Source organism: Pseudomonas sp. GG8, assembly GCF_052976945.1.
This window is the reverse complement of record NZ_JBRIIP010000001.1, coordinates 3,690,913-3,707,565: the sequence shown is the minus strand read 5'-3', so window position 1 is coordinate 3,707,565 and position 16,653 is coordinate 3,690,913. Positions and strand designations below refer to the sequence as shown.

14 protein-coding genes are annotated in these 16,653 nt (G+C 57.1%); 8 read left to right on the top strand and 6 right to left on the bottom strand.

Going from position 1 to position 16,653, the window contains the following annotated elements; all coding sequences use genetic code 11:
• Positions 1 to 83 precede the first annotated feature (83 nt).
• Together ACVBEG_RS17960 and gloB are read right to left on the bottom strand one after the other, a co-directional pair.
• Entirely contained in the window at positions 84 to 1,517 is a 1,434-nt protein-coding gene (locus tag ACVBEG_RS17960) for a lytic transglycosylase domain-containing protein (protein WP_322178282.1), read from the bottom strand.
• A gap of 99 nt (positions 1,518 to 1,616) precedes the next feature.
• Entirely contained in the window at positions 1,617 to 2,396 is a 780-nt protein-coding gene (gene gloB / locus ACVBEG_RS17955; protein ID WP_323565848.1) for a hydroxyacylglutathione hydrolase, read from the bottom strand.
• An 82-nt stretch (positions 2,397 to 2,478) separates the two neighbouring features.
• On the opposite strand from gloB, the gene ACVBEG_RS17950 reads away from it, so the two are divergent.
• The 4 genes from ACVBEG_RS17950 to ACVBEG_RS17935 all read left to right on the top strand — a co-directional run bounded on the left by ACVBEG_RS17950 (position 2,479) and on the right by ACVBEG_RS17935 (position 5,110).
• The gene (locus ACVBEG_RS17950; RefSeq protein ID WP_322178284.1) at positions 2,479 to 3,237 is read left to right on the top strand and encodes a class I SAM-dependent methyltransferase; all 759 of its coding nucleotides are present in this window, start codon (positions 2,479 to 2,481) and stop codon (positions 3,235 to 3,237) included.
• Positions 3,238 to 3,308: 71 nt separating this feature from the next.
• Positions 3,309 to 3,776, top strand: coding sequence for a ribonuclease HI (rnhA, locus tag ACVBEG_RS17945; RefSeq protein ID WP_407074572.1), 468 nt, complete (start codon positions 3,309 to 3,311; stop codon positions 3,774 to 3,776).
• Positions 3,769 to 4,527 carry a DNA polymerase III subunit epsilon gene (gene dnaQ / locus ACVBEG_RS17940; RefSeq protein WP_219061463.1) on the top strand — a complete coding sequence of 253 codons (759 nt, stop codon included), beginning with the start codon at positions 3,769 to 3,771 and terminating at the stop codon, positions 4,525 to 4,527. Before rnhA ends, dnaQ begins: the two co-directional genes overlap by 8 nt.
• A 28-nt stretch (positions 4,528 to 4,555) precedes the next feature.
• Positions 4,556 to 5,110, top strand: coding sequence for a GNAT family N-acetyltransferase (locus ACVBEG_RS17935; RefSeq protein ID WP_322178285.1), 555 nt, complete (start codon positions 4,556 to 4,558; stop codon positions 5,108 to 5,110).
• Between the two features lie 201 nt (positions 5,111 to 5,311).
• On the opposite strand, the gene ACVBEG_RS17930 is transcribed toward ACVBEG_RS17935, so the two are convergent.
• Complete coding sequence (locus ACVBEG_RS17930) at positions 5,312 to 5,524, bottom strand: hypothetical protein (protein ID WP_219061461.1); 213 nt, start codon at positions 5,522 to 5,524, stop codon at positions 5,312 to 5,314.
• Positions 5,525 to 5,840: 316 nt separating this feature from the next.
• Here ACVBEG_RS17930 and ACVBEG_RS17925 point away from each other — a divergent pair, with 316 nt between their 5' ends.
• From ACVBEG_RS17925 to ACVBEG_RS17910, 4 genes are all read left to right on the top strand, one after another.
• Positions 5,841 to 6,401 (top strand): NADPH-dependent FMN reductase, encoded by a 561-nt coding sequence (locus ACVBEG_RS17925; protein ID WP_322178286.1) that lies wholly within the window; start codon positions 5,841 to 5,843, stop codon positions 6,399 to 6,401.
• 144 nt (positions 6,402 to 6,545) lie between these two features.
• On the top strand, positions 6,546 to 8,450 hold the full coding sequence (locus tag ACVBEG_RS17920; protein WP_447108161.1) for a hypothetical protein: 1,905 nt from the start codon (positions 6,546 to 6,548) through the stop codon (positions 8,448 to 8,450).
• A gap of 117 nt (positions 8,451 to 8,567) precedes the next feature.
• Complete coding sequence (locus tag ACVBEG_RS17915) at positions 8,568 to 10,916, top strand: dermonecrotic toxin domain-containing protein (RefSeq protein WP_447108160.1); 2,349 nt, start codon at positions 8,568 to 8,570, stop codon at positions 10,914 to 10,916.
• Positions 10,917 to 10,972: 56 nt separating this feature from the next.
• Positions 10,973 to 11,812 (top strand): hypothetical protein, encoded by an 840-nt coding sequence (locus ACVBEG_RS17910; RefSeq protein ID WP_447108159.1) that lies wholly within the window; start codon positions 10,973 to 10,975, stop codon positions 11,810 to 11,812.
• Positions 11,813 to 11,893: 81 nt separating this feature from the next.
• On the opposite strand, the gene ACVBEG_RS17905 is transcribed toward ACVBEG_RS17910, so the two are convergent.
• From ACVBEG_RS17905 to egtB, 3 genes are all read right to left on the bottom strand, one after another.
• On the bottom strand, positions 11,894 to 13,045 hold the full coding sequence (locus tag ACVBEG_RS17905; RefSeq protein WP_323565846.1) for an acyl-CoA dehydrogenase family protein: 1,152 nt from the start codon (positions 13,043 to 13,045) through the stop codon (positions 11,894 to 11,896).
• 3 nt (positions 13,046 to 13,048) lie between these two features.
• The gene (locus ACVBEG_RS17900; protein WP_323565845.1) at positions 13,049 to 14,128 is read right to left on the bottom strand and encodes an enoyl-CoA hydratase/isomerase family protein; all 1,080 of its coding nucleotides are present in this window, start codon (positions 14,126 to 14,128) and stop codon (positions 13,049 to 13,051) included.
• 156 nt (positions 14,129 to 14,284) lie between these two features.
• Positions 14,285 to 16,432, bottom strand: a complete 2,148-nt coding sequence (gene egtB, locus ACVBEG_RS17895) for an ergothioneine biosynthesis protein EgtB (protein ID WP_443690369.1) — start codon at positions 16,430 to 16,432, stop codon at positions 14,285 to 14,287.
• Positions 16,433 to 16,653: the final 221 nt, after the last annotated feature.

Here is a 16,653-nt window from a genome sequence, read left to right as displayed (position 1 = left end):
TATCCGTTGGAAAAAGGCCACCTCCAGGGTGGCCCTTTGCTGCGTATCCCGTCTGGTTATTCAGGGGTGCAAGCCAGTGGATCTCAAGGGGCCTGATACACGGTCAGGGTCTGGCCTGGTTTGAGGGCATGGCCGCTACGTGGGTTCAAGCGTTGGAGATGCTCCATCTCGACGTTGAAACGTTTGGCCACCATGTACATCGAATCGCCTTTGCGTATCGTGTACTGGGTCGACTTCTTGTCGCTGCTTTTGCCTTTGCTTTTGCCTTTACCCTTGGGGCTGATCATGTCCTGCATGACCAGGGTCTGCCCGACTTTCAGGTTTCGCCCGGACAGTTGGTTCCAGTGCTGCAGGTCTTTGACCTCAACTTTGTTGGCTTTGGCGATGGCTACCAGGTTATCGCCCTTTTTCACCCTGTAGTTGCGGCTTCGCGTGGGTTTGTCGCGGCTGGCCAGCGTGTCGCCAGTGCGCACGCGGTATTGTTGCCAGCCCGCCAGTTCCTGAGGTTTCATGTTCGACAGGCTGGCGGTCAGCAACTGTGCCTTGGCGGTTGGCACCAGCAAATGCTGTGGACCGTCGACGGTCATGCGTTTCTTGAACGCCGGGTTAAGCTGGAAAAGCTCGTCTTCGTCGATATCCGCCATGGCGGCGACCTTTGACAGGTCCATGCGCTGGTTGAGTTCAACGACTTGGAAGTAGGGCTGGTTGGCAATCGGATTGAGGTTGACGCCGTAGGCTTCCGGTGCGAGCACCACTTGGGACAGTGCGAGGAACTTGGGCACGTAATCCTGAGTTTCCTGCGGCAGTGGCAGGTTCCAGTAATCAGTGGGCAGGCCAAGTTTCTGGTTGCGTTCGATGGCCCGGCTGACGGTACCTTCGCCAGCGTTATAGGCAGCAAGCGCCAAAAGCCAGTCACCGTTGAACATATCGTGCAGGCGTGTCAGGTAGTCCAGGGCGGCGATGGTCGAGGCGGTAATGTCGCGGCGGCCGTCGTAAAAGCTGGTCTGACGAAGGTTGAAGTAACGCCCGGTCGATGGAATGAACTGCCACAGGCCTACCGCGTCGCTGCGTGAATAGGCCAGGGGGTTGTAGGCGCTTTCGATTACCGGAAGCAAGGCCAGTTCCAGCGGCATGTTGCGTTCTTCGAGGCGCTCTACGATGTAATGCATGTAGAGGCTGCCGCGTTCGCCAGCGTTTTCCAGAAAGGATGGATTGTTGGCGAACCATAGACGTTGTTGATCGATACGTGGGTTCTGACCGTTGCCTTCTTGCAACTGGAAGCCCTGACGCATCCGCTCCCAGACATCCTGAGGTACTAGTGGGGTCGGTTTGTCACTGAGAAAAATCGGTTTTTGCTTGATGCCGGCGGCAAGATTCGGCGCGTGATGGGTACTGACAGAGTCGATTTGGCTGGTGGTCTGACAGCCGGCCAGCGTAGCGCTCAGGGCCACGGCGATAGCCTGGACCAGTCGGGTCAATGCGTCTGAATTGATGACTTTGCGTATGGATGACGACATTGGCTGGGGGGTAGTTCCAGGCGAAAATGTCGGGCGATTCTAGGAACCAGCCAGCCAACGGTCAACCTTTCAGAATTTCTATGCTGATCAAGACGGTGCTTAGAACTTATCTTTCCAAGCACGCAAGCTAGCAAAAATAGCACTTGGCGACTGATTGTCCGTGCCAGTCCGTTCGTCTGCTTTTTCTTTAACGGATCTTTCATGGGTCCGAATGAATGGGTTAGTGCGTCGTTCCAGCGCTAAATTTGAAGGTAGGCTGATCCGGTTTTCGCTGCGCCATTGGCTCACTTGGGCGAAGCGTTCGGCGATGTCGCAATTACCCGGTTCTACCGCTTGGGCGAAGCGCAGATTGCTCAGGGTGTACTCATGTGTGCAATACACCAGTGTGCTGTCCGGCAGCGCCGCCAGACGGCTCAATGACTGATGCATTTGCTCGGGTGTGCCTTCAAACAGTCGGCCACAACCTGCCGCGAACAGCGTGTCGCCGCAAAACAGTAACGGCGTGGTCGGGTCGTCGTGGTAGAACGCGATATGGCCCAGGGTATGACCGGGCACAGCGTACACAGCAAAGGTCAGGCCGAGTACGCTGATCGGGTCGTTGTCGTTAAGCGCGACATCTCGCGCCGGGATGTTTTCGGCCGCAGGACCCAGTACCCGGGCACCAGTGGCTTTTTTCAGTTGCTCGACGCCGCCCACATGATCGAAATGGTGGTGGGTGACCAGAATGTCGCTGAGCTGCCAACCCGGATGCTGTTCCAGCCAGGCCAGAACCGGTGCAGCATCGCCAGGATCGACCACCGCACAGCACCGGCTGGCAGTGTTTTGTAACAACCAAATGTAGTTGTCAGTGAAAGCGGGCAGGGCATCAATCTGTATCATGGCGCAGTTCGCTAAGCGGGAAACAATGGTGCATCTTAGGGTCTATAGAGGTTCTACGCGAGTGCCCTCATGGAGAACAGAAATGACTGATAAAGCTTTCGCCCAGGCTGATTCTGAATGGCTTGCGCTGATCAGCTCAGCCCGTGAGTGGTTGTCCGGACCGGTAGGGCAACTGCTGCTGGAGGAGGAGCGGCGGGTGCTCGAAGATGAGCTGGGCCGTTTTTTTGGCGGCTACCTGGTGCATTACGGCCCTTCTGCCGAAGCGCCGCCAGCGGCTAAACAGGTCCAGCGTAACGTACGTCTGGGTGCACCTTTGCCCGGCGTGGAAATCGTCTGTGAAGAACAGGCCTGGCCCCTGAGCGAGCACGCCGCCGACGTTGTGGTCATGCAGCATGGTCTGGATTTCTGTCTGTCGCCTCACGGTTTGCTGCGTGAAGCGGCCAGCAGTGTGCGCCCCGGTGGACATCTTTTGATTATCGGGATCAACCCGTGGAGCGCCTGGGGGCTGCGGCATGTTTTCGCTCATGATGCCCTGCGCAAGGCCCGCTGCATTTCGCCGTCGCGGGTGGTGGACTGGTTGAACCTGCTGGGCTTTGCGCTGGAGAAACGACGCTTCGGGTGCTATCGTCCGCCGCTTGCTTCAGCGGCCTGGCAAGCACGACTGGCCGGGCTGGAACGCCTCGGCGACGGTTGGCAAAGTCCCGGCGGCGGCTTCTACTTACTGGTTGCACGCAAGATCGTGGTCGGTCTGCGTCCTGTGCGTCAGGTGCGGCGTGAGACCATGGGCAAACTGCTGCCATTGCCGATGGCCAAGGTCAATCGGCGCAATCCGCAGCCGTAAAGCGTTACGCAAGACAAGCCGGTTGATGGTTTGTCGATGAAAGTTCGGTGGAAAGCTCGATGGAAGGTTTGATGGAAACGGTTGTAGTGAGCGAAAGCGTTGAAATATTCACCGACGGCGCCTGTAAAGGTAATCCTGGCCCTGGCGGTTGGGGCGCCTTGTTGGTATGCAAGGGGGTCGAAAAAGAACTGTGGGGTGGCGAGGCCAATACCACCAACAATCGGATGGAGCTGACCGCGGCCATTCGTGGTCTTGAAGAACTCAAACGGCACTGCAACGTACTGGTTGTTACCGACTCCGAATATGTCATGAAGGGCATGAAGGAGTGGCTGGTCAACTGGAAGAAACGCGGCTGGAAAACCGCGGCTAAACAACCGGTGAAAAATGCCGACTTGTGGCAGTTGCTCGATGAGCAAGTCAATCGCCATACCGTGACCTGGAAGTGGGTACGTGGGCACACCGGCCATGACGGCAACGAGCGCGCCGATCAGTTGGCCAACCGCGGTGTAGAGGAAGTGAGAGGCATCAAACATGCGTAGTGTCGTACTCGATACCGAAACCACCGGTATGCCCGTTACCGATGGCCACCGGGTCATCGAGATCGGTTGCGTGGAGTTGATCGGCCGCCGCCTGACCGGGCGGCATTTCCACGTGTACCTGCAACCGGATCGCGAGAGTGATGAGGGCGCCATTGGGGTCCACGGCATCACCAACGAGTTTCTGGTGGGCAAGCCGCGCTTCAATGAGGTCTCGGAAGAGTTTTTCGAGTTCATCAAGGGCGCGCAGCTGATCATCCACAACGCAGCGTTCGACGTCGGCTTCATTAACAACGAATTCGCCCTGATGGGGCAGCGTGACAAGGCTGATATTACTCAGCATTGCACCATCCTCGACACCTTGGCGATGGCCCGGGAGCGTCATCCTGGCCAGCGCAACAGCCTTGATGCACTGTGTAAGCGTTACGGTGTCGACAACTCCGGCCGTGAATTGCACGGCGCTTTACTCGATGCCGAGATTCTTGCCGACGTTTATCTGACCATGACCGGCGGGCAGACCAGTCTGTCTCTGGCAGGCAATGCGACCGATGGCAACGGCTCGGGAGAAGGATCGGGCAACACGGCCAGTGAAATTCGCCGCTTGCCAGCGGATCGGCAACCGGCGCGGGTGATCCGGGCCAGCGACAGCGAAATGGCTGAGCACGACGTGCGCATGGCGGCAATCGCGAAATCTGCCGGTGCGCCAGCGTTGTGGGTGCAGTTGCAAGAGGCTCAAGCGCAAACTCCCCAGTAAACTCATTTTCAGATAGCGCAGTGGTGTCATGACTCAGGAAAACCCGGCACTGTCCATTCGAGTCGCGGATGAGTGCTTCGAGGATTACATCCTCAACAGCGAGTTCACCTTCACCGTCAGCGGCTATGCGTTGGCGCAGGTTGGTCAGCGTGTCGACTCCTGGGAAATCGACCCCGTCGAGCCTTATCGCAAGAATTACGGGATCGATTCCCAAGAGTTTTGCCATTATCGGGACGCTGCTGGCAGCACGGTACTGGTGGCCTGGCTAGGCGAGCGGGCAGTGGGCCATGTGGTGCTCAGCACTCACTGGAATGGCTTTGCCCATGTGGACGAGCTGGCTGTGGACGCTTCGGCGCGTCGCCAGGGGGTGGCGAGGTCACTGCTGGATGTTGCGCAGTTCTGGAGCCGCAAGCACCGCCTGCCGGGCCTTATGCTTGAAACTCAAAACAATAATCTGGCAGCCTGCAAGCTCTACGAGCGTTGCGGTTTTGTGATGGGTGGCATCGATCACATGCTGTATCGGGCTATCGACCCTGAAACACGGGAAGCCGCGATTTTCTGGTACTTGGTGTTTGAAGACTAACGTCAGAAGTTACTGAACGTTATTCTTGGGGCGTGCGGGGAGGGGGTAGCGATTTGGATTTACAGAAAGCGCAAGCGCGGCAATTTAATTATGTCCAAAAACGGACCTGAATCGCCGCTTGCGGCCACGTCAGTGCGGGGCGTTAAAACGGCGCACAGGTAACCTGACGATTCAGCACAGTTAACGATGCACGCTCCCGGATCAGGGAGTGCGGGTCATTTTTACGCCGGACTGAAGCAACTCGAAGTCATCTCCGCCCAAATGATTGACTCGATCGCCAATGGCCAGACGGTAGGTCGAAACAGGCTCCGTGCCGCTGGCCGCATCGGGCTGTGATTCCTGGAATTCATGCACCGAGTAGACGCGGCCTTCCGCATCTCTTGCATGAAAATGTCGGACGAGAACTGAAGCCATTTGCTTTGTAACCTCTGGAGATAACCGCTCATTTGCGCTGACATGCTAACACCACGCGCTGACAATCGATGCCCGCTTGTAAGGTAAGTCTGAACGAATTGATTCAGCTGCTACACCTATATTTGTCAGACCGCTGTTTTGCAGGCTAGTTTTCCAGTGCTGAAAAAATAGTCTGAGCCGTTGGTACTGCGGGTAGCAAGTGGCTGTGCGTGGCGTTTTCAACAGTTCAATCGTAATGGTCGGACCCGAAAACCAGACTAAATAGGTGACTTCATCTATAACTTACACCTCCATTAATCAGTGAGCGGAAATCTTCATGAGCCAGGTCTATACGATCGCTGTTGTTGTTGGCAGTCTGAGAAAGGACTCAATCAACCGTAAGGTCGCGCGCGCGTTGGTGGCGTTGGCACCCAGCAGCCTAAAGCTGAATATCGTCGAAATTGGCGATTTGCCCCTATATAACGAAGATATCGATAGTGACTCTCCTCCGGCCGCTTACACGGCCTTTCGCCAGCAAATCAGCGCAGCCGATGGCGTGCTGTTCGTCACCCCGGAATATAACCGTTCGGTACCGGGTGTCCTGAAAAACGCCATCGACGTGGGTTCGCGTCCGTATGGCAAAAGTGCCTGGGACGGCAAGCCAGGCGCAGTAGTCAGTGCCTCGCCGGGTGCCATTGGCGGTTTTGGCGCCAACCATCATTTGCGTCAATCGCTGGTTTTTCTTAACGTACCGTGCATGCAGCAGCCGGAAGCCTACCTGGGCAACGCGGGGACTTTTTTCGATGCCGCCGGTACGGTGTCCGAGCAAACCAAGCCCTTCCTGCAAACGTTCATGAACGCGTTTGCGGCCTGGGTTGAGCAGCATAAGAAGGTTTAACGCCTAAAGGCGGTGCGTCAGCGCCTGCCTTGCATTATGTAACGCAGGGCAGGCGAGGTAATTCGGTAAGTTTCTCTTTCACGTTCAACCACCGTCGCGGAATTCGTTCGGCGGGGTGGTTTTCAGCGCAAAAGGAAACTTGCCATGACATCCCCCTCCCGCCCGTACTTCCATACCGAATCGCTCAAAGAAAGATTTTCCCGCGACGTGACGGACGCCGTCCTCGCCGAACGTATAGACGAGGACGAAGCGCGCTGGTTGCGAACGCTGGTGGGTCCCTCTGCTCTGGACGGGACGGTGATACCACCGCGGCTGGACCGCGTGATCAAAACCGGTGGTCTGCCCACTGACGTTGAACTGGCTGCGGCCGTGTTAATCAGCTACCCATCGAGCGACACCACCGTTTACCTGAGTACCCTGCTGTATGGCCTGGAGCGATTCGATGATAGGGAACAACTGCTGGTCAAATTGCTAAAGCGTTTCGGATCGCAAACAAGTGACGTGCCGGCGTTCGAAAATCAATTGATCGATGAGCCGTTGTTTGAGTTTCGGATGCTCAAGATCATCGATCACCAAGTACAAGAACTCGTTGAGCTGGCCCAGCATTTTGAGCAAACACCCTCATTGCAATCGGTACTGAAATACGGCTTGGAAGGGCAGATCAAGACCGCAATACCCGAGACGTCAATCGATCCTTCGACGCACATTCTGCAGATCATCCAGTCAACAACGCGGTCGTCGATGAAAGACGTCACGGCCGTCCAGTCGCTCGTGGATGAGGCACTGGACGAGTACATCGACCGGGAATTGCCGCAAGGCGCTGAGCACCGCTTTCTGGGGCCGTCGGGTACGACCCTTGACTCACTGGAGGCGCAACCTCAACGACAAGCACTGTCTGATACGGTCAAGGAACTGAAAACGTCTTTTGATAATCGACTGGGTCATTTTTGGTGGTCTCCGGTAGGTCATGGCCAGACGCGTCGTGAATACGTTGCCGCTGCGTTGTCCGAATGCTTCCGACAGGCGCTGCTGGCACGCAGGCACGATGCTAAGCTCGACGCTCATGAGTTTCGACGAGTCAGCTCACTGTTAGATCCGTCTCTTGAGCAATGGGGCGATGGTGGTCAGGTTCGCCTCAGGAAGCTCACACTGTCTCTTGATCATCGAGATCCGTCGGAGCTGGCGGGCGTATTTCTGGTGGAGTGGATTGTGCCGTCGCTGTCGGAACTGCTGCTTTACTCAGTGGGAAAGGGACTGCGTTCGTTTCGAAATCGAAGGGAATTGAGCGATCACTTCTCCACAGGCGAAGGACGCACAGAACTCCTTCACTACCTGTCGCTGGATGATCACGCTCGGGTGCGCACGGCGGCCAGGTTGCAGTTGGCGTTTGAAAACATCGACCGGCCCTTGTTTCTGGATCGAGTCGACTCGGTCATCGCCTTGCAGAACCGCAATCTGGCTTTCGTTATCGATCAGCCTCGCAGAGACCGCGATCTGGCAGCCGTCATGATTGACGATGCGTTGGATATTCGTCATCTGATTGACCATCGCCTGTCGCGGCTGGGTGGCGGTGGTCGATGGCGTGATGTACCGGGCACGTTCGGTGAAGCATGGCGCCTGACACCTTCGATCCCACTGGCACTCCCACCTGCCAAGGCCGTGGCGGCCACGCTCAGTCCATCCTGGCTAGAGCGGATGCAGACGCTTGATGATGCATCCCGGCTTATCTGGAAAGCGCACCCGGGTATCGAATCCTGCGCCCGCGATGTGCTGAACAGGCAGTTGGCCATCCTGTGTGATGGCCGTCTGGATGCGAAGGATGTTCACGTGCAGCTCATTGAGGCATTGCCTGTCGAGGTGCTGAGAAACACGGCAGAAGCCCGAGCTGGCGCAGTCAGTCCGACAATGCCCCCAGTCGATCTGATCACCCTGCTGCTCGACCGGGTGAGCGGTCATCGAGTAGTCGATGTGCACGTCGACAATCAGATTATCCTTGCTCCGGCAACGATTGCGCAGACAGACCCCAGCACACTGCTGACGCCTGCGTAGGTCAATCATCTGCTGAAATACGCGCATGCCCAGTTTCCCGCAGCGCTGGCACGTCAGACCAGGCGGTTCCACACGCATGCTCTGCGTCAGGTCAACTCCCGATTGGACCCTCGGGCGTTGTCGTGCGAGATAACGGCAGCACTGCTTCGCCTGGAGCTGAACCTGAAGGGACGTCTGGACGACCTCGATCAGCCAGCGCAGGTCATGCTTGAGCAAGTACTGGATTACCCTGTGCGTAGTCTGCGCCGGGTATTTGGCGACGCTATCGTCGAAGTCTGCGCCCTGTCGTGCACCTATGACGAGAAGCGCCCATCGGTGCAGATGACCAACCTTTTCATGCTGCATCAACCCTCACTCGCCCCCACGGGTGTAGTGCTCTGGTCTTCATTGTTGGGTGTACGACGATTCGACTCACTTGTTGGTCTCAAGCGGTTATTGATTGCGAAGCTGGCGAACACTCATCACCGCGAGCAATGGTTGGATCTTTTTCCCGAGCCTGAAAAGTGCATGATCCGCAAACACCTGGAGCAACCCGATGGCAATCTATTGTCTATCGATACTATTCCGCTGAATGAGCATTTCATTGAGCAGTTGCAACGGGTCGAGCAGGACCGGCAATGCAAGGCTGTCGAGCACGCGGTTCAACTCGCAACGGACTGCCGTCTAGAGACGAAACTGTTCAGCAACCTCGTGACCGCTGCCCAGGCCAATGACCAGATGGATGCAGCACTGGATGCGATGTCAGGGGCCATTCAGAGTGCCCTGTTCGAAGCGCAAATGCCGGCCTGGTTAAAAAAAGCCTCGATTGACGACTTGCAGAGCTATGCCGACGTACTCAAGCGTTACTTTCGGGTCGGTGATCCGATCAATGATTTTCTATTCGGCATTCCGTATCTAAAGGCGTACGCCCGCGAAAAAATACTCGACCAGCTGAGTATCGACTTCCCCGGCCAGTCATTTGACCCGGACACCTTGCGAATAACCCTTACGCGATACGTTGGAGCCCCGGTGGGCACGGGACAGACGCCTTCTTTTTTGCCCGCAGTGACCGATGTCAACACCGAAACATTGACCGAATACTCGCTTAATCATTTTTCGACGATCCAGGGGGCGAGCCTGGCGGTGAGTTCTGCTGAAGAGAGCCTGGCTACCGTTCTGTTGACGCCCGCCTACCTGAGTGGGTTGATCCACACGTTGGATGTGGGAGCACATTATCAAAAACTGCTGACGCAAAAGCTGGACAGCAGTCATTCAGACTACAGCCTTCGCAGACGTTTATTTTTCAAGCAGTTGCCAGCGCTGATGATCGAAACTGCTGTTCAGAAAAAGCTTGAAGGGCAGCTCAGTGCCAGCGCCTACGATTACATCGAGGGCCTCATGGAGATGCCCGATAGTCTTGCCCGGCAAACTGTACATGAAGAGGACATTATCCTGTGTCCGCTTCGACTGATCGCGCAGGCGGGCGCCATGGCGGACAGTGTGCCCGGCTTTTACGTCATAGGCCCAAAGGACCCATCTCAGGGGCCGGTGATCCTTTATTCGATTTTTAACCAGAATTTTTGCTTCAAGGAGTACGCCGACAACGCCAGCCTGCTGCAGGACATACGTACATCAAGCAGCCTGCAAACTCAGCTCATGCAGCGTGTCACGCCCGACGTGCAAACGCGTTATGGCCATCACAGCTTCCTTCTGCCTCCGGTGTGGAGTACCGAGTTCTATACGGATTTCCCAATGTTTTCATTGGGGCCTATCACCCTGGACAGCGAACCTGTTGAGGGCAATGTTTTGCAGTATCTGTTCCGTGATGCCGTTAGCGTATTCAAGGAAATAGCGAAAACGCAGACAGTCACTACTGCCCAGGCTGATTGGGAGTCGCTCACGTACCTGATGACGCTTCAGGCCGAGCAAGTCCTTATTTTTCTGCCCGGCGATCTCGGCCTGATGGCTGCTGGCTGGCAAGGGCTATCGTTGTTTCACTCATCAGCCACCTCGGCCGCCAGTCGACACTGGGGCGAGGCAGTGTCGGAGTTTACCGCTGCTTTGGCCATTTTTGTGTCGGCCAAACATTCAGCCTTGAAGGCGCTGGAGGTCGACGATTCAGCCTCTGAGGTGCTGAGTGACCTTGACGCGCCGCTGGGATTCTCTTGGCGAAATGCCCAATTGCCCCCAGACGTAAAAGTCCGTTTGCAGGCGTTCGAAGTGTCCGATATCGCATTGAGCGATTTGATGAAAGATGAGCTGTACAACCTTTACCAGGCGCCCTTGACGCTGAAAAAGTATGCGGCTGTCGCTGGCAAGGTCTATCAGGTACAGATGCAGGATGAGGGGGCCTGGCACATTGTCAGTGGTGACAATGTCGGGCCGAACCTGAAACTCAATGACCATCAGCAATGGGAACTCAATGTGCGTTGGGGGTTGAGGGGGGAGGCGGGCTTCTTACTCGGCCTAAATCTCCTGATGCTTTAACCCCGAGTGAGATCGACGCAGCGGTCAATCATGAGTTCGACGTTCTGGCCAGTGGAATGCCTGCGATACGTCTGGGGTATCGAGACCACGCGCGCAGGATTGGTCGCGCCCATCTGCAAACCAAACGCTATATCGAGACCTGCCTGGAAAATCTGAACGTGCGAACGCCCGCTGCACCGCTCAATGCACAGGTCAACACAATCATTGGTGAGTTCTTCGGTGTACAGACGCCGAGTGCCGGACTTGTCGATGCAATCAAAAAGTCGACAACGGGCTTGTTCAACGCCGTGATGGATGCCTCGTTGGCACCTTATTCTTCACCCCGTTTTGTCTTGGGGGTGAATCGGGCAGGGTACGAAACCACTGTCGCGTTCACGCTAAAAGCTGATCCACTCCAGCGTATCTACCTGAGCGAGCAGTTTTTTGAAGCGTCGAAATATCACCTCAAGCCTTCAGCCGTTGGCAGCGCGGGTTTCAATCTGAGGTCCCACTATCGAGCGGCTGCACTCATCCACGAACTGTCTCACCTGAGCAATGACACGCACGACATCGCTTACCTGGAGGCCACGGCCCCTTTCCTCGATTTGTTGGCCATCGATACGCCGGACCAGATTCGGATCAAATCCGATCTGGAGGAGTTGCATCACCGCTATCTTTCGCATCGGACCCCCATCAGTCAGCTGTTCAAGCACTTTAAAAATGGCCAGTGGCAAGACATCAATGATGAAGGGGAGGGTAAGCAATTCGTTCTGAACATCACCGGACAGACAACCCTGGCAGACGCTCGCCCGGTTTTTCTGGCCGATGCTGAAAAACGCAGCGAAATCATCCTGGGAAATGCTGACTCTTTGGGCCTTCTCGTCACGTTGTTGGGGCGCCAACGCTTCGCCGCTTGACTCGCTTGTCGGGTGCATCGAGGCTGCATTGAAAAAGAGCCGCTTTTTAAAGCGGCTCGTCTTAGCTCTTATACCGGCGAATCAAATCGTGTAGTGCCGCAACTCACGGGCGATGACCAGGCGCTGGATTTCACTGGAACCTTCGTAGATTTGGGTGATCCGCGCATCCCGGTAATAGCGTTCCACCGGGTAGTCTTCCAGGTAGCCATAGCCGCCATGGATCTGCATCGCCTTGGAGCAGACTTTCTCAGCCATTTCCGACGCGAACAGCTTGGCTTGTGACGCTTCCGACAAGCAGGGTTTGCCCGCGCTGCGCAGGCGCGCCGCGTGGAGGATCAGCAGGCGTGCAGCGTTGAGTTGGGTGTGCATGTCGGCGAGCATATTCGAGACGCTTTGGTGCTCGATGATCGGCTTGTCGAACTGCACCCGCTCACGTGCATACGCCAATGCGGCTTCGAACGCGGCGCGGGCGATGCCCAGTGCCTGTGCGGCAATGCCGATGCGTCCGCCTTCAAGGTTGGACAGGGCAATGGCCAGGCCCTTGCCACGCTCACCCAGCAGATTGGCGGCGGGAACGCGGCAATTGCTCAAGGTCACGGCGCAGGTGTCTGATGCGCGAATGCCCATCTTGTGTTCGGTACGGTCTACCACGAAGCCCGCAGTGTCGGTTGGTACCAGAAACGCCGACAGGCCTTTCTTGCCCAATTCGGGATCGGTCACGGCGAAAACAATGGCCAGTTTGGCGCGTTTGCCGTTGCTGACGAACTGCTTGGCGCCATTGATGACCCATTCGTCGCCCTGCAACTCAGCACGGGTCCGCAGGTTGTGTGCTTCGGAGCCCGCCTGAGGCTCGGTCAGGGCAAAGCAGCCGATGGCCTGACCGCTTGCCAGCTCGGCCAGCCACGTCTGCTTTTGCGCCTCGGTGCCGTAGTTGAGCACCGGGCCACAGCCCACCGAGTTGTGAATACTCATGAGCGCACCTGTCGCGCCATCGCCTGCGGAAATCTCTTCCACGGCCAGGGCGTAGGCGACGTAATCGACATAAGTGCCGCCCCATTCTTCCGGGACCACCATGCCCAACAGGCCCAGTTCGCCCATTTTGGCGACCAGGGCGTCATCGATCCAGCCGGCTTTTTCCCATGCCTGGGCATAGGGTGCGATTTCATTACGGGCGAAGTCGCGCGCCATGTCGCGAATCATTACCTGTTCTTCTGTCAGTTCGAGGTCGTGCATGGCTTAGCCCTCATGGCCGTTAAAGAAGCTTTGGACATGCTCGGCACTGAGCGCCTGCACGGTGGGTGGGTTCCACTGTGGATTTTTATCTTTGTCGACAATCAGTGCGCGGACCCCTTCGATCAGGTCGCCGCGCTTGAACCACTGGCGATCGAGGTGCAGCTCCAGAGCGAAGCAGGCTTCAAGTGGTAAATGGCGACCTCGACGCAGCATTTCCAGGGTGACCGACATCGCCAGCGGCGAGCGACTTTCCATCAAGGCAGCCGTACTCATCGCCCAGTCGTGGCTGTTAGCCACGGTGACTTCACGCAGTTGTTCGATGATGCTCTGCACGTTCGGCTGGCTGAAGAAATGGTCGATGACCGGACGCAGTTTTTCCAGCGGGGCATCGGGCAATTGCTGCACGGCGTTTTTTGCCAGCAGGTTTTGTAAATCCTTCAGTGCGTTGTCATTCCACAGCAGGCTGTCCAGTTGCTGGTCCAACTGCGGTAAAACTTCGCTGTTCAGGTACCAGTCGGCCAACCCGCAATACAGTGCGTCCGCCGCACGAATCTGTACGCCGGTGACGCCAAGGTAAACCCCCAGCTCGCCCTGTACCCGCGACAGGAAATAACTGCCGCCCACGTCCGGGAAGTAGCCGATGGCGACTTCCGGCATCGCCAGTCGGCTGCGTTCGGTGACCACCCGCAAGTCGGCGCCTTGAGCCAGGCCCATTCCGCCGCCAAGCACATAGCCATCCATCAGCGCCAACACGGGTTTACGGTAGCGGTGGATGGCCAGGTCGAGGGCGTACTCCTCGACGAAAAAGTCCAGATGCACAGTCAGGCCATTTTTGTGGCTGTCGTACAACGAACGGATATCGCCACCGGCGCAGAAGGCCTTGTCGCCGCTGCCGCGTAAGACCACGGCGTACACCTCATCGTCCTGAGCCCAGGCATCGAGCTGTTTTTGCAGGATGCGGACCATGTCCAGGGAGAGGGCATTCAAGCCAGCGGGGCGGTTGAGGGTCAAATGGCCGATATGGTTACGCACCGTGGCGAGTACAGCGTTGCCAGTTCCAACGGGTAATTCCTGGGCAGTCATGGCTATCTCCCTGCTGCTTTATTGTTCTGCTTCTCATCTGGTGCGAGAAATGACCCACGGATGCTACCAGTGCAAATTTGCAAATGACAATCGAGAATACTGCAGTGCGGTTGGGCATTTTTGCATGGGCCAAAGAGAGGACATGCCAAATAGGCCTCAAGCCTTCAAACTGAACAGCGCCACTTGGGGGGCTTCGCTCACCCAGAAAGCACTCACCGACCAGTTGGCGTCCGCCGCAAGCGCGGTGAATGATTCGATGCTGAACTTGTGTGAATTCTCGGTGTGCAGGCGTTCGCCAGCGTTGAAGTGGAACGTGTGTCCAGCGACCTTGACTACATGTTCGCGGCGGCTCACCAAATGCATTTCCATGCGCTCCTCGGTTTCGTTCCACAGCGCCAGATGGTCGAAGGCCTCGACGTTGAAGTCGCCGTCGAGTTCGCGGTTGATACGGGTCAACAGATTCTTGTTGAAACGCGCGGTGACACCGTCGGCATCGTCGTAAGCGGCCACCAGAATGTCGGCCTCTTTGAGCAGATCCACTCCAACGATGAAATGTGCCTGATCGCCCAACAAGGTCCGGGCTGAACGCAGAAACTTCACGGCTTGATCGTGAGTGAAGTTACCAATGGTCGAGCCGGGGAAAAATCCCACACAGGTGTGCCCGGCTACCTCGGTCGGCAATTGCAGGGCGCGGCTGAAATCGTCAATCTGAGGCACGATGTTCAAGTGCGGGTAGCGTTTCCTCAGTCGTACGGCGGCCTTCTTTAATGCGTTGGCGCTGATGTCGATCGGTACATACAGCGCAAGCTGCGGCGCTGCATCGAGCAACAGACGGGTTTTTTCGCAGGCGCCACTGCCGAACTCCACCAGCGCTGCACCGTCTGGAATGGTACTGGCAAGCTGTTGGGCCACGTGAGTCAACAGGGCGGTTTCAGCGCGGGTCGGGTAGTACTCGGCGGTCTCGCAAATGGCCTCGAACAGCTCGGAGCCAGCAGCGTCATAGAAATACTTGGGCGACAGACTTTTCACCGACGCCGACAACCCGGCAATCACGTCGCGGGCGAACTCGCTGTCGTGGCTGTTCACTGCGCCAGGCTGGCGGGCATCACGGGCCAGGCGCAGGCCGGAAAACATCCAGCGCTTTTCCGGGTGGAAAAAGTTGCGGTAGGTCGTGCGGGTGTGGCCAGGGGCGGTGACACTGGCCCCGCCGCGAAGGACCATCAGGTTGATCATGAATTTGCCGTTGTACTCGCCCACCGCGCCAGCAGCCGGACGAAACCCCGGGTAGGCGCTGTAGGCACTTTGCGTCCATTGCCAGGCGACGTCATCCACCTGCTCCAGCAGTCCGGCCTCTGCGGCAGCTTCCCATTCGGCCTCTGTTGGCAGGCGCGCATCAGCCCAGTGGGCAAAGGCGGCCGCTTCGTAATAGCTGATGTTGATCACTGGCGCTGTCGGGTCAATGGCTTCCAGCCCGCGCAAGGTCAGCTGGCGCCAGCCGGGCGCGTCGTATTGCCAATAAAGTGGGGCATTCCAGCCATGTTCCTGGGCCGCGGCCCAGCCGTCCGATAGCCATAGCCCGGCTTGGGTATAGCCACCGTCCGCCATGAACGCCAGCCATTCGCCGTTGGTCACCAGGCGGTCGCTGATTTCGAACGGTTGCAGGTAGGTGGTGTGTCGGGGGCCTTCATTGTCAAAGGCAAAGCCTTGGCCCTTGTGGCCGATTTCCGTCAGCCCCCCCTTGAGCGGCTTGAACCGGCCGCGCCGCCCGGGAAGGTCTTTGGGCCAACGTGGGTCATAGGCCGGCTTGAGCGAGGAGGTGCTGAACAGGTGCAAGATGTCCATCAGCAACAACTCTTGATGTTGTTCCTCATGGGCCAGACCCAGCTCAAGCAAATCGGCAGTGGCGGTGGTTATGTCTGCCTCAAGCAGCGTGCGCATGTGTTCGTCCACATGCTTGCGGTAGTCCAGTACTCTGTCCACGCTCGGACGTGTCATCAGCCCGCGCTGCGGTCGGGGATGACGCGGGCCGACGGCTTCGTAATACGAGTTGAACAGGTAACCGAATGCCGGATCGAAAGGGCGGTAGTCGACAACGTTCTCGGCCAGCAGAAACGTTTCAAAGAACCACGTGGTATGCGCCATGTGCCATTTTGTCGGGCTTGCGTCAGGCATTGACTGAACGACCATGTCCTCGGCACTCAGTGGTGCGATCAGGTTCTCGGTCCTGCGTCGAATAGACAGATAGCGCTTGAGACGTGCGTTACCGGTGGGGATATTACGTCGCTCGCTTGAGGTGCTGATCATCAGGTCCTCTCTTTGGCAGTTCAATGGCTGGCACGTTGTTCAGCCCTGTACACCTTCGGCTTTGAAGGTCACCCTGACAGGGGTAATAACTGTGATGTGCAGTGCGCGCGTAATGTTCAAACCGAATGTCGGATCGCGGAATATAAAAGGCTGCCGGGTATTCCTGTCCGCTTGAAATCAGCGAGTCCAAGGCTCGTTTCAATCGGTTTCACCCAACGCTG